A 12,980-nucleotide genomic window follows, 5' to 3' on the forward strand; every position below is an offset into this window, starting at 1 on the left:
CGCCAAGATGAACAGCCTTGCCTGCTCATTGTCGCAGGAACGCCTCAAGCTTGGCGAACAGCGGGTTCTCGCGATCGAACACATAGTCGAGCGACACCACCGACACCGTATCGGCGCCGTGGTCGCGCAGGAAGCTGCCGAGCGCGTAGAGCTTGCCCGGTGGGCAGTGCAGCGTGAGCATGCCGGAGGAGGTCGGCCCGCCGAACGGGGCGACCACGCCGAAGCGGTTATGCGCCTCGGAAAGCAGTGCATCGTTGCAACCGGCGAAACGGGTGCGGACCTCGCGGTACTTGTTGGCGCGGGCGCGCGCGGCGATGTGGTCGAGGATGATGCGCGCGGTCTCGCGCGCGCCGTTCGACCAGTCGGCGTCCTTCGAGGCCACCAGATTGGCCTGGCTGCGCAGGATCACACCGTCGTCCAGCACCTTCAGCCCGTTGGCGGCGAGCGTCGCGCCCGTCGTGGTGATGTCGACGATCAGTTCGGCAGAGCCTGCGGCGGGCGCGCCCTCGGTGGCACCGGCGCTTTCGACGATGCGGTAGTCGCCGACGCCGTGCTTGGCGAAGAAGCCCCGCGTCAGGTTGATGTATTTGGTCGCCACCCGCATGCGGTGATTGTGCTGCTCGCGGAAGCCGGAGGCGACGTCGTCGAGATCGGCCATGGTGCGAACGTCGATCCAGGCCTGCGGCACCGCGACCACGACATTGGCGCTGCCGAAGCCGAGCCCGTCGATCAGCAGCACGCGCCGGTCGGCATCAGGAATGCTTTCGCGCACCAGGTCTTCGCCGGTGACGCCGAGATGCACCGCGCCGCGCGCCAGATTGGCCGCGATCTCGCTCGCCGAGAGATAGGCGATCTCGACATTGTCGAGGCCGGCGATGGTGCCGCGATAGTCGCGCGCGCCGCCGGGTTTCGACAGGCTCAGCCCAGCGCGGGCGAAGAAGCCTTCCGCGTTTTCCTGCAAGCGTCCCTTGGAGGGAACGGCGACGACGAAGGGCGTGCTCATGCGGCGTCTCCGTTGGCGGCGGCCTTGCCGTGCTTGGTCATCGCCTCGATCCACACCGAGAAGCCGACGGCGGGAATCGGGGTGGCCGAACCCAGCTGCGTCATCAGCCCGTCATAGCGGCCGCCAGCGATCAGCGGCTCGGCGCCATTGCCCTTGGCGTGCAACTCGAACTCGAAGCCGGTGTAGTAGTCGAGGCCGCGGCCGAACGAGGTCGAGAACCGCGTCTTGTGGGTATCGATGCCGCGCGCGGCCATGAAGCCGACGCGCCTCTCGAACTGATCGATCGCGGTGGTGAGGTTGAGCCTGGCGTCATCGGCCAGCGCGCGCAGCTGCGCGACGGCATCGTCGGGATCGCCCGCGATCGACAGGAAGCGCTTGATGACATCGACCGCATCGCGCGGCAGCGCGCCGCCTTTCAGCGTCGATTGCTCGAGGAAGCGGTCTGCGATCTCGGCGACCGTGCGGCCGCCGACATTGGTGGTGCCGGCGATCGACATCAGATCGGTGACGAGTGCCAGCGCCGCCTTGCGGTCGGAGCCGGCGAGCGCGGCGAGCACGCCTTCATATTCGTTGCGGCCGGGCGCGGTCTTAAGCGTCAGGCGCTCGATGTCGTCGGTCAGCGAGACCTTGCGGTTGAAATCCTTGATCAGCCGCCGCCGCCACACCGGGTAGAGATCGAGTGCCTCCAGCAGCGCGTTGAACAGCGCGACGTCGCCGGTGCGGATCTCGACATCGGTGAGCCCGAACGCGGTGATCGCCTCCAGCGCCAGCGCCAGCATCTCGGCGTCGGCCGCGGCGCGGTCCTGCCGGCCGAAGGATTCGATGCCGGCCTGCAAGAACTCGCTGGGCCGGCCCCAGCGATAGCGGAACACGGCGCCGAGGTAGCTGAAGCCCGCCGGCTGGCCGGCACGGGGGGAGGCGAGGTAGTCGCGCGCCACCGGAATGGTGAGGTCCGGGCGCAGGCAGAGCTCCTCGCCGGTCGCGTCCGTCGTCAGATAGAGGCTCTTGCGGATGTCTTCGCCGGACAGGTCGAGGAACGGCTCGGCCGGCTGCAGGATGGCGGGCTCGGCCCTGAGATAGCCGGCTTGCGCGAATGACAGCAGCAGCGCATCCGCCCAGGAGGCGGATCCTGCGGCGGATCCGGTCGTGCGTGTCGCGGCAGCTTCGGTCATCTTACGGTCCAAACGGCCGGAATTTGGGTTCCGGCTCGGGGTTCCAGGTTGGTTTGGCGCAGCCCTTACCATGGCCGAAGTGAGGTTTCGACAGGGATCGGCCAAGTGGCTTAATGATTGGGTGCGTTAACGATTTTGCGACAGCTTGGCTAGCTGGAAGTGGCCGAATTTGCTGTCGTATCGGCAGCCCTCCAATCGCCCAGCGCCGCCTGGACCAACGTCAGCGCCGCCACGGCCGCAGTGTCCGCGCGCAGGGTACGCGGGCCGAGCGCCAGGCGGAGGATGTTGGCCTGGCGTAGCAAAAGCGCGCGCTCCTCCTCGGCAAATCCGCCCTCCGGCCCGATCAGGACGTCGATCCCGCCATTTGCGGCCGTTGCCGCCTGCAGCGCCCGCATGGGATCGGCCACCTCGGCGGCCTCGTCGCAAAACACCAGCAGGCGCGCCTGGTCGCGGCCGGCGAGGAAACGATCGAGCGCAACGGGATCGGCCACCTCGGCGAGGGAGATGATCCCGCATTGCTCGGCCGCCTCGATCACATTGGCGCGCATCCGCTCGCCATTGACCCGCGAGACCTGGGTGAAGCGCGTCAGCACCGGCTGCAGCCGGGCGGCGCCCATCTCGACCGCCTTCTGCACCATGTAGTCGAGCCGCGCATGCTTCAATGGCGCGAACACACAGGCGATGTCGGGCAGGCGGTCCTGCGCGCGGGTCTGGGTGTCGACCGTCAAGGTATCGGCCCGCTTGCGGCCGGAGATCGCGGCGCGCCATTCGCCGTCACGACCGTTGAACACCCGCACCGTGTCGCCTGCGGCAAGCCGCAGCACATTGCCGAGATAGTTGCTCTGGTTGCGGTCCAATTCGACCGTCTGGCCAGCGTGCAATGGCGCGTCGACGAACAGCCGCGGGCTGCGGAAATCGAGTTCAGGCATATTTGATGGTCCGCTTTGGCTGCGCTTGTAGCCTAAAGGCTTAGAATCCGGGAACAATTTAATGCAGCGGACGCGGCCCTACGCCGCGCTGTCGCCCAAATCCACGGGTTGTTAAGGCGTCACAGGAATCGTAAAACGCCCCCAAATTTCGTTGCTTCGTTTTGATGCGCTGGGGTTGCCTGGACCTTTGCCGGAGAAACACCTTCGATGATCCGTCGCCTGATCGTGCTGACCGTTGCCGCTACCGCCCTGTCCGCAGGTCAGGCCGCAGCTCAGGGCGCATTTCCGGCTCCATTGCCTAATCAGGTGGGCACTGTCTCGGACCCGGCGTTTCCGCCGGTCAATGGCGGGCGTGCCGGCACCACCTCCGATCCCGCGTTTCCGCCGGTCAACGGCGTGCCCGCCGCCAGAGTGGGCGTGGCACCGTCGCCGTTTCCGAGCAACGGTGCTGCGCCGATTGCCGGCGGCGGGCTCTCGTCGCCGCCACCGCCGGGTGCCGCGGCAGGAGGCCCGAGCGACGCCTGCATGAAGAACTTCATTCCGCTGCGCGAGGAAGCTGAAAAGCGCGGCAAGATGATCAAGGCGGCGAGCGATCGGCATGCCGGGCCTGACGAGGCCTGCAAGCTGATCCGCAATTACAGCCAGGCCGAGGTCAAGATGATCAAATATGTCGAGACCAACGCCACCAAGTGCGGAATCCCGTCGCAGATCGCCGATCAGCTCAAGACCGGCCACAAGAACACCGAAGGTCTCCTGACCAAGGTCTGCAACGCCGCGCAGCAGGCGCAGGCGCGCGGACCGGCGGGCCCGACGCTCAGCGACGTGCTGGGCTCCTCGGCCTCGGTGCCGGAGGCAACGCCGACCAAGCGGGGCGGCAGCACCTTCGACACGCTGAACGGCAACGTTCTCACCCGATGATCGATCGCCAATGAGCGACCTCAGCGCCCGCGTTGCCGACTCCACAGGCAACTGGGTCGATACGCATGCGCCGGCATGGACGCGTCCGTATCTGCGGCTTGCCCGGTTCGACCGGCCGATCGGATCGTGGCTGCTGTTGATGCCGTGCTGGTGGTCGGCGGCGCTCGCCGCCGGCGTCGCCCATGACCTCAGGTCGTTGCCGCTCGTGGTCGTTCTGTTCTTTATCGGCGCCTTCGTGATGCGCGGCGCCGGCTGCACCTGGAACGACATCACCGATCGCGATCTCGATGCGAAGGTCGAGCGCACGCGGTCGCGGCCGATCCCGGCCGGGCAGGTGACGGTGACGCAGGCGGTGGTCTTCATGGTCCTGCAGGCGCTGGTGGGGCTCGTGGTGCTCCTGCAGTTCAACCGCTTTGCGGTGTTGACCGGCATCGCCTCGCTTCTGATCGTCGCGATCTATCCCTTCATGAAGCGCATCACTTGGTGGCCGCAGGTCGTGCTGGGCCTCGCCTTCTCCTACGGCGCGTTGATGGGATTTGCGGTGACGTTTGCGCGGATCGATGCAACCGCGCTTGCGCTCTATGCTGGGTCGATCGCCTGGGTGATCGCCTACGACACCATCTACGCCCATCAGGATGCCGAGGACGACTCGCTGATCGGCGTCAAATCCACCGCGCGGCTGTTCGGCGCGCGCACTCATCGTGCGCTGGTGCTGTTCTACGGCCTTGCCGTGCTTCTGGTCGGCGTGGCGTTCGGGCTCGCGGGCGTGCACTGGCCGGCCTGGATCGGGCTTGCGGCCTTCGCGCTGCATCTCGCCTGGCAGATCCGGCGGCTCGACATCAGCAACCCCGCGCTCTGCCTGCGCATCTTCAAATCCAACCGTGACGCCGGCCTGCTGCTGTTCGCCGGTCTGGTCGTCGATGCCGTGCTGCGCGCAACCTTATGAGCTTGGTAACGTGGGTTACGCTTCGGTAACTCACCCTACAACGCGCTGCGTGCCCTGAAAAGCAGATGGAAAATCCATGCGACGGCGACGGATAGTCCCCCGCCAAGATAGGCAGCGTTGTGCATGTAGCCAACGCAAAGGAAGCGACGAAGCTCTGTCACGCCGCGCGGGATGAACCAGCCCCGATAGGTGCCTGCATCGAGTGTTTCAGTCTGCACCCAGCCGTAGGCAAGGCCCGCAAGTGCGACCACCATTGTAAAGACGGCGACAACAATGAGGGATTGCATGAGCGCGCGAGACATGAGGGCCGGCGACCGCTGGATGAACCCAGCTGCGCCGCAGAGGACGCCCAGCGGAAGTCCCATCCACCATGACGCCAGAAATCCGACTTCCGCAACGCGAATGCGCTCGGGGATGTGAGGGTCAAGCAAACGAAACTGGATGAACTTGAATTTCGAAAAGTACTCGCTCGACACCGAATAGCTTATCTGGTCGTGCACCATGCCGAAGATGCCAGCCACCAGCATGGCCGCAGGCAAGAACAACAGAAATATTCCAACCTTCTTGAGCACGGACCCTCCGGATTGACGCCAGCGCATTTCCTCACTAGCGCAACTGGAGCTTGAGGCAGGGCCGGTCTGCCACTGATTTGCCCGACGGCGCAAGCCCCTTTCGCAAAAATATTTCGGTTTTCCGGAAGTGCAACTCGGTGTATGAATAGCCCGTCTCACCCCCTTGAGGGGCGCTTCGCGATCGTCACGAGTGTTGGGTCGGGATGCGGTGGACGCCGATTGCGCAACTGACGAGTGCGCATGAGGCGGACGGGCCTGACGCCCTAGTGGCAGGTGTCTCCTCGCAAGATGTGAAGCATCTTTGCGAAGACGGTGACAACAAAGCCCAGTCTCGCCGGGGCGAGCACGTATAAGCCGTAACCCATCGCGCAGGGAAAGCCGGGATTGCTCCGGTTTCACCTGTGGTCCTACCCCCGGTGCTTTTTTTGTTGCACCGGGCCCATGGGTGCGATCGGCACCCGGCTTTCCCTGCGCCCTCTGACCAATGAGAGGGCGAATACGAAACAAAGCTCGGGCAGATCTTGTCGCGAGAATGCGAACGTATGACTCACGAGCCGTGCAAGGTACTCGCTGTTGTCCCGGCGAAGGCCGGGACCCAGAACCACCACTATCGACTATTGCGCGATGCTCGAACGACGAGTCCCATTCGCAACACGAGCCGCGGCGTATGGATCCCGGCCCCCGTGCGCAATTGCGCACTAGGCCGGGACGACGAACGGAGAGTCCCGTGTGCAACATTCGCGGCTTGCGCCGAGAGGACGGCGATGCGAGCGCGCGGTGTGCAGGCCGTGAATTTAATCTCGCGCGATGATCTCGCGCTCGCCGCGATGCACGCGGGGTTCCTTGAGCCGGACGCCGGCGCGGCGGCGGACCAGGAATTTCGGGCGGCGGCTGCGGATCGCATAGCGGCGGCGGCGGCGCGGGGCCGGATCGCGCGGCGCTTGCTCGGTCAGTTGCGGAAGACCGAAGATGTCGCTCCACATCTGCCAGGCGGCGGCGATCTCGTCGGCGTCCGAGCTGGTGCCGAGTGGAATCGCGAGCGAAGGATCGCGGTGAACCAGCACCAGCATCTGCGCGTCGTCGATGCCGCGCACCGCGACGCCGAGAAAGTCGCTGACGCGAACGTTGACGGCCATCCGCATGCCTTTGACGGCACGGCGCAGCACGACGTGTTCGCGATGAAGCTCGACCTGCCGCGTGCCGCCGTCCGCGCGCGTGTCCTGCGCGTGGAAGCTGAGCGGAAGGGAAAGAGGGTCGAGCCGCAGCGCACGGCTCGACCCGGCGGAGTTGATCCCGCCTGTTGGTGTTTGACGCCTCACGGCTTTATCTCCCCGCCGGGATTATGTTCCCGGTCGATGCGTGAGACCTTAGCCGAGCGATTTCCGTTTCAGCTTAAAAAGCCTGGTTAACCCGATGTCACCAGCGCTGCTTCTGCCGCCATGATTGACAAGAGGTTGGCCGGGATGATTGACGAAGCCTTGCCGCGATCGCGAGAATCTTTGCTGTTGCCGGGGTAAACCGCTTGAATTCCCTGTGAATCCGACACATCTGGTGGGTTCGTCGACCTCGTTCCGACCCCGTCCAATCCGCAGGAATTTGTTCGTGAACCCTTCACCATCTGCATCGTCGCGACACGGTGATACCTCCGATCTGTTTGATCAGTCGGGCTTGAGCGAGCTCGCGCAGCGTCTGGTCGACGCAGCCAAGCGCGCGGGCGCCGATGCCGCCGACGCGGTCGCGGTGCGCGGCGTCTCGCAGGGCGTCGAGGTGCGCGACGGCCGGGTCGAGGAAACCGAGCGTTCGGAAGGCGACGACGTCGGGTTGCGCGTGTTCGTCGGCCAGCGCCAGGCGGTCGTGTCGACCAATGACGTCAGCGGTGACGGCATCGCGAAGCTCGCCGAGCGCGCGGTCGCGATGGCGCGCGTGGCGCCTGACGACAAATATGTCGGGCTGGCCGATCCGGCGCTGCTTGCGCGCGATTTCCCCGATCTCGATCTGCTCGACCGCAGGGTTCCTTCCACCGCCGAGCTGGAGCAGCGCGCGATGGAAGCGGAGGCCGCGGCGCTCGCGGTCAAGGGCGTTACCAAATCAGGCGGTGCGTCGGCCTCGACCGGGATCGGCGGCATGGTGCTGGTGACGTCGACCGGCTTCCACGGCGCCTATTTGCGCTCCAGCCAGAGCATCTCGACGACGGCGATATCAGGCGAAGGCACCGGCATGGAGCGCGACTACGATTTCACCAGCGCGCTGCATGCGTCAGATCTCGATTCGCCCGTTGCGGTCGGCCGCAAGGCCGGCGAGCGCGCGGTGGCGCGGTCCAATCCGCGCAAGGTCGAAACCTGCAAGGTGCCGGTGATCTACGACCCGCGCGTTGCGGGTTCGATGGTCGGCCATCTCGTCGGCGCCATCAACGGCGCCTCGATCGCGCGCAAGACCAGCTTCCTGAAGGACCGGCTCGGCGAGCAGCTGTTCTCGAAAAATATTCGCATCATCGACGATCCGTTGCGGATGCGCGGCCTGCGCTCGCAGACCTTCGATGCCGAGGGCGTCAAGGTGAAGAAAACAGCGCTGATCGATGACGGTGTGCTGACCACATGGATCCTGGACTCCGCGACCGCGCGCGAGCTTGGCCTCGCCACAACCGGCCATGCCCATCGCGGCGTGTCGTCCTCACCCTCGCCGGGATCGTACAATTTGCATCTCGAGCCCGGCACGGCGACGCCGAAGGAGCTGATCTCCGACATCAAGCAGGGCTTCTATGTCACAGATTTGATCGGATCCGGTGTCAACGGCGTGACGGGCGACTACAGCCGCGGCGCGTCCGGCTTCTGGATCGAGAATGGCGAGATCACCTATCCGGTCAGCGAGGTGACCATCGCGGGCCATCTGCTGCCGATGTTCAAGTCGCTGGTTGCGGCCAACGATCTGGAATTCCGCTACGGCGTCAACGCGCCGACGCTGCGCATCGAGGGCCTGACGCTTGGCGGACGCTGATACGGACGACTGGATCAAGGCCCGCGACGCGGCATTGCTGACCAGGACGGTGCACGAGGCGGGACGGCTGGCGCTGTCGCTGTTCCGGACCGAGCTGAAGAACTGGATCAAGGGTGCCTCGTCGCCGGTCTCCGAAGCCGACATCGCGGTGAACGACCTGCTGGAGGAGCGGCTGCGCGCGGCAACGCCGGATTACGGCTGGTTGTCGGAGGAAAGCGCCGATGACGAGACGAGGCTCGGCAAGCGCCTGACCTGGATCGTCGATCCGATCGACGGCACCCGCGCCTATCTCGCCGGTCGCGAGGACTGGTGCGTCAGCGTGGCGCTGGTTGAGAAGGCGTCGCCGGTGCTCGCGGCGGTGTATGCACCGGCCTCCGATGAATTCTTTTTCGCCGCGCGCGGGCAGGGGGCGACCCGCAACGACATCGCCGTGCACACGACCGCCGGCACCGATTTCGACTTTCTGCGTATGGCGGGGCCAAAGCCCCTCGTGCAACGGCTCAGTCCGACGCCGGGAGAGATCACGCTCTATCCGCGAATCGGATCGTTGGCCTTGCGGCTGTGCCGGGTCGCACAAGGTCATCTTGACGCGGCCTTCGCGGGTGGGCAAAGCCGCGACTGGGATCTTGCCGCGGCGAATTTGATCGTGCAGGAAGCGGATGGTAAGATGACTGCGCTCTCGGGGGATGCGATTGAGTACAATCGCCGGGAGGTATCGCATGGGGTGCTGGTGGCAGCGGGACGTGATCGTCATGCACGCATTGTCGAGCATTTTCGTAACCGTCCATTGCCCTGAAGCTCCATCGATCCGCACCGCGCATTCGACGAGCACGACCAGTCCTGTGACGACCAGACCCGTGAAGACCACGCTCCAACTTGCTTGCCGGGCATCCCGTTAGGAAAAGGCCATCATGTCAGACAATGCCCAGCCGCAACTGCTCCACCTCGTAATCGGTGGCGAGTTGACCGATCTCGAGCACAACACCTTCAAGAACCTGGACGAAGTCGACATCGTCGGGGTGTACCCGAACTATGCGACTGCCTACGCGGCCTGGAAGGCGAAGGCACAGCAGACGGTGGACAACGCCCAGATGCGCTATTTTGTTGTTCACCTCCACCGGTTGCTCGACCCTGAGCAGGACGCAAAGCACTCCCATTGAAACGTTTTTTTCGCGATTTGCTGCGCAGCGCCTTCGTGCAGCGCGCGCTGGGCGTGCTTGCGGCCGAGTATTTGCGGCTGGTCTGGCTCACCAACCGCTTCAGCTACGACCCGCCGGATGTCTATGAGCAGGTCGAGCCGATGATGCCGGCGATTTTCGTGTTCTGGCACGGCCAGCACCTGATGACGCCGTTCGTCAAGATCAAGGAGAGCTATCGCGCCAAGGTGCTGATCTCCCGGCACCCCGACGGCGAGTTCAACGCGATCGCGGCCGAGCGGCTCGGGATCGGCACGATCCGCGGTTCCGGCGACCATTCCGGTGCCTTCAACCGCAAGGGCGGCGTCGGTGCCTTCAAGGAGATGGGACGGGCACTGGAAGATGGCTGGAACGTCGCGACCACGGCCGATGTGCCGAAGCGGGCGCGGGTGGCGGGCCTCGGCCCTGTGATGCTGGCGCGGGAGACCGGCCGGCCGATCCTCGCTTTGGCGATGGTCACCAGCCGTTTCGTCCGGTTGAAAAACTGGGATTCCACCACCATCAATTTGCCATTCGGGCGAGGCGCAGTGGTAGGTATTGAGCCGGTTTACGTGCCGCCCGATGCCGATGCCGCGACCATGGAAAAGCTTCGACAGCACGTGGAGTTTCTTCTGAACGAAGCGACCCGACGCGCCTATGCCGCGGTCGGGCGGCCGGAGGCAGCGCTTGGCTAGCTCGCTCCCGATGACGTTGCGCATGTATCGCAAGCTGTCGTCTGCGATGGTGCCGCTCGCGCCTGCTTTGATCAAACGCCGGCTTAAGCTCGGCAAGGAAGATCCCGCACGGGTCGGCGAGCGGCGCGGCATGAGCGACGACGCCCGGCCGCACGGCCCGCTGGTTTGGATCCACGGCGCGAGTGTCGGTGAGGTGCTGGCGGCCGCGGCGCTGATCGAGCGCCTGCGCGCGTTCAATCTGCGCATCCTCCTCACCTCGGGCACGGTGACGTCAGCCGCGATCGTGGCAAGGCGTTTCCCACCCGACGTGATCCACCAATACGTGCCATATGACTCGCCGCGCTATGTCGCGCGCTTCCTCGATCACTGGCGGCCGTCGCTGGCGCTGTTCATCGAGTCCGATCTGTGGCCGAACCTGATCCTGTCGAGCGCTGCCCGGCGGTTGCCGATGGTGCTGATCAACGGGCGGATGTCGCAGCGCTCGTTCCCGCGCTGGCGCCGCGTCTCCAACACCATCTCCGCGCTGCTCGGCCGGTTCGATATCTGCCTCGCTCAATCGGATACCGATGCCGAACGTTTCGCCGCGCTCGGCAGCCGCCGCGTCGTCACCACGGGCAATCTCAAGCTCGACGTTCCGGCGCCGCCGGCCGATCCCGCCAAGCTGGAGCGGCTGATGTCGGTGACGCGCGGCCGCCCGATCGTGGTCGCGGCCTCCACCCATCCGGGCGAGGATGAGATCCTGATCGAGACGCACAAGACGCTCTCGGGCTTCTTCCCCGGACTGCTCACGGTGATCGTGCCGCGCCACGCCGATCGCGGCGAGGCGATCGCGCGGCTGGTCGCCGCCGCGGGCCTGCGCTCCGGCCTGCGCTCGCATGAGGACCTGCCGGTCGCGACCACCGACATCTATGTCGCCGATACGATGGGCGAGCTCGGCCTGTTCTATCGGCTGGCGCCGATCGTGTTCATGGGCGGCTCGCTGGTCCCGCATGGCGGCCAGAATCCGATCGAGGCCATCAAGCTCGGCGCTGCGATCGTGCATGGTCCGCATGTCTTCAATTTCACCGACGTCTATGACGCGCTGGATCGTTCCGGCGGCGCGAGGCGCGCCGATGATCGGGAAGCGTTGGTCAAGCAGCTCGGCCAGTTCCTGGCCGACCCCGCTGCGCGCGACGCTTCGCTCGCGGCATCGGAGCGCGTCGTCGAGCAGCTTGGCGGCGCGCTGGAGCGCACGCTGACGGCGCTCGAGCCCTATCTGTTGCAGCTGCGGCTCGAGATGGGAGCCGCCAATGCGTGAGCCGGCCTTCTGGTACCGGCCTTCGTCTTGGATATCGCATCTGTTGAGACCGCTCGCCGCGCTTTACGGCGCGATCGCCGCGCAGCGCATGCAGCGCGTCGGCGCGGATGCCGGCATTCCGGTCTTTTGCATCGGCAATTATCATGTCGGCGGCGCCGGCAAGACGCCGACCGTGCTGGCGCTCGCGAAGCTGCTGCGTGAGCTGGACGAGCGGCCGGTGGTGCTCAGCCGTGGCTATGGCGGCAGGCTGCGTGGCCCGGTCAAGGTCGATCCCGACAGCCACACCGCGGCGGATGTCGGCGACGAGCCGCTGATGATGGCGTCGACGCTGCCGGTCGTGGTTTCGCGCGCGCGCGCCGAGGGCCTCGCGCTGGCACGGGCCCAGGACGCGAGCGTGATCCTGATGGACGACGGCTTCCAGAATCCGTCGGTGGTCAAGGATGCTTCATTCATCGTGATCGACGGCGGTCGCGGGCTCGGAAATGGTCGTGTCTTTCCGGCCGGACCCCTGCGCGCGCCGCTGCCGCCGCAGCTCGTGCGGACCGACACGCTGATCGTGGTCGGCGAGGGGAATGCGGCGCAAAAGATCGCGGCCGAGCTCGCGTCGCGCGGCAAGCCGGTGCTGCAGGCAGAGCTGAAGCCGGATGAAGCTTCGCTCGCAGCGTTGCGCGACAAACGCGCGCTCGCCTTTGCCGGCATCGGCGATCCCGCGCGCTTCTTCAACACGCTGCGGTCCAGCGGTGTGGAGGTCGTGCAGAGCCGCGCCTTCGCCGATCACCACGCCTTTACGAAGGCCGAGATCGACGCGCTCGTTGCGGAGGCGCGCCGCGACGGCTTGGCGCTGGTGACAACGGAAAAGGATCTTGCGCGGTTTCGCACGGCGGGCGGGATGCCGGCCTGGGCGCAGGCGATCGTGCCGTTCGCTGTAACGCTGCAGTTCGCGGATGCGTCAGCGCTGCGGCGCTTCGTGACCGATCAGCTGTTCAAGGCGAGGCAGAGGAGATTGAGCAAGTGAGCTCAGCCTTGCGGCTTCAGCGCGTCGGGGAAATGCCGCTGCAGCACGGCGCCCGGGGTGGCGTAGGCTTCCTGCAGGTCGACGCTCCAGTACTTGAGTTCGTCGAGCGGGATCCGTGCATCGGTGATCGCGCAGCGCACGAAGGTGCCGGGCGAGATCACGCGGAAATCGCCGTCCAGATACTGCACCTGCGCCTCGCCGTGGCCCGAGGGACCGAACTTGTTCAGCACGATTGAGCTCTCCGCCTTGCCTCACATGAGGCTT

The 12,980-nt window shown here is 65.7% G+C and carries 14 protein-coding genes; 8 read left to right on the plus strand and 6 right to left on the minus strand.

Annotated features, from left to right (window positions below; all coding sequences use genetic code 11):
- Positions 1–25 precede the first annotated feature (25 nt).
- From hisG to MTX23_RS06660, 3 genes are all read right to left on the minus strand, one after another.
- Positions 26–1,003, minus strand: a complete 978-nt coding sequence (gene hisG, locus MTX23_RS06650; RefSeq protein WP_280975825.1) for an ATP phosphoribosyltransferase — start codon at positions 1,001–1,003, stop codon at positions 26–28.
- Positions 1,000–2,175, minus strand: coding sequence for an ATP phosphoribosyltransferase regulatory subunit (locus tag MTX23_RS06655; protein WP_280975826.1), 1,176 nt, complete (start codon positions 2,173–2,175; stop codon positions 1,000–1,002). Before MTX23_RS06655 ends, hisG begins: the two co-directional genes overlap by 4 nt.
- A 149-nt stretch (positions 2,176–2,324) precedes the next feature.
- Positions 2,325–3,104, minus strand: coding sequence for a 16S rRNA (uracil(1498)-N(3))-methyltransferase (locus tag MTX23_RS06660; protein ID WP_280975827.1), 780 nt, complete (start codon positions 3,102–3,104; stop codon positions 2,325–2,327).
- Positions 3,105–3,311: 207 nt separating this feature from the next.
- On the opposite strand from MTX23_RS06660, the gene MTX23_RS06665 reads away from it, so the two are divergent.
- Both MTX23_RS06665 and ubiA read left to right on the plus strand, forming a co-directional pair.
- Positions 3,312–4,022, plus strand: coding sequence for a hypothetical protein (locus MTX23_RS06665; RefSeq protein WP_280975828.1), 711 nt, complete (start codon positions 3,312–3,314; stop codon positions 4,020–4,022).
- A 10-nt stretch (positions 4,023–4,032) separates the two neighbouring features.
- The gene (gene ubiA / locus MTX23_RS06670) at positions 4,033–4,968 is read left to right on the plus strand and encodes a 4-hydroxybenzoate octaprenyltransferase (protein WP_280975829.1); all 936 of its coding nucleotides are present in this window, start codon (positions 4,033–4,035) and stop codon (positions 4,966–4,968) included.
- A gap of 35 nt (positions 4,969–5,003) precedes the next feature.
- Here ubiA and MTX23_RS06675 read toward each other — a convergent pair whose 3' ends face one another.
- A complete protein-coding gene (locus MTX23_RS06675) occupies positions 5,004–5,540 on the minus strand; it encodes a hypothetical protein (protein WP_280975830.1) in 537 nt (178 codons plus the stop codon).
- 794 nt (positions 5,541–6,334) lie between these two features.
- Positions 6,335–6,859, minus strand: a complete 525-nt coding sequence (locus MTX23_RS06680) for a DUF6101 family protein (protein ID WP_280975831.1) — start codon at positions 6,857–6,859, stop codon at positions 6,335–6,337.
- 283 nt (positions 6,860–7,142) lie between these two features.
- Here MTX23_RS06680 and MTX23_RS06685 point away from each other — a divergent pair, with 283 nt between their 5' ends.
- The 6 genes from MTX23_RS06685 (at position 7,143) to lpxK (ending at position 12,716) form a co-directional block, all read left to right on the plus strand.
- On the plus strand, positions 7,143–8,534 hold the full coding sequence (locus MTX23_RS06685) for a TldD/PmbA family protein (protein ID WP_280975832.1): 1,392 nt from the start codon (positions 7,143–7,145) through the stop codon (positions 8,532–8,534).
- Positions 8,521–9,330 carry a 3'(2'),5'-bisphosphate nucleotidase CysQ gene (locus tag MTX23_RS06690; RefSeq protein ID WP_280975833.1) on the plus strand — a complete coding sequence of 270 codons (810 nt, stop codon included), beginning with the start codon at positions 8,521–8,523 and terminating at the stop codon, positions 9,328–9,330. Before MTX23_RS06685 ends, MTX23_RS06690 begins: the two co-directional genes overlap by 14 nt.
- 115 nt (positions 9,331–9,445) lie before the next feature.
- Positions 9,446–9,694, plus strand: coding sequence for a DUF4170 domain-containing protein (locus MTX23_RS06695; RefSeq protein WP_280975834.1), 249 nt, complete (start codon positions 9,446–9,448; stop codon positions 9,692–9,694).
- The gene (locus MTX23_RS06700) at positions 9,691–10,404 is read left to right on the plus strand and encodes a lysophospholipid acyltransferase family protein (protein ID WP_280975835.1); all 714 of its coding nucleotides are present in this window, start codon (positions 9,691–9,693) and stop codon (positions 10,402–10,404) included. Before MTX23_RS06695 ends, MTX23_RS06700 begins: the two co-directional genes overlap by 4 nt.
- A complete protein-coding gene (locus MTX23_RS06705) occupies positions 10,367–11,701 on the plus strand; it encodes a 3-deoxy-D-manno-octulosonic acid transferase (RefSeq protein ID WP_280975836.1) in 1,335 nt (444 codons plus the stop codon). Before MTX23_RS06700 ends, MTX23_RS06705 begins: the two co-directional genes overlap by 38 nt.
- Positions 11,694–12,716: a tetraacyldisaccharide 4'-kinase gene (gene lpxK, locus MTX23_RS06710; protein WP_280975837.1), complete on the plus strand. Its 1,023-nt coding sequence runs from the start codon at positions 11,694–11,696 to the stop codon at positions 12,714–12,716. The genes MTX23_RS06705 and lpxK overlap by 8 nt, the downstream gene beginning before the upstream one ends.
- A gap of 2 nt (positions 12,717–12,718) precedes the next feature.
- On the opposite strand, the gene MTX23_RS06715 is transcribed toward lpxK, so the two are convergent.
- Positions 12,719–12,946, minus strand: coding sequence for a DUF2093 domain-containing protein (locus tag MTX23_RS06715; RefSeq protein WP_280975838.1), 228 nt, complete (start codon positions 12,944–12,946; stop codon positions 12,719–12,721).
- Positions 12,947–12,980 lie beyond the last annotated feature (34 nt).

Origin of the sequence: Bradyrhizobium sp. ISRA436 (assembly GCF_029910015.1) — a bacterium.
GTDB lineage: Bacteria > Pseudomonadota > Alphaproteobacteria > Rhizobiales > Xanthobacteraceae > Bradyrhizobium.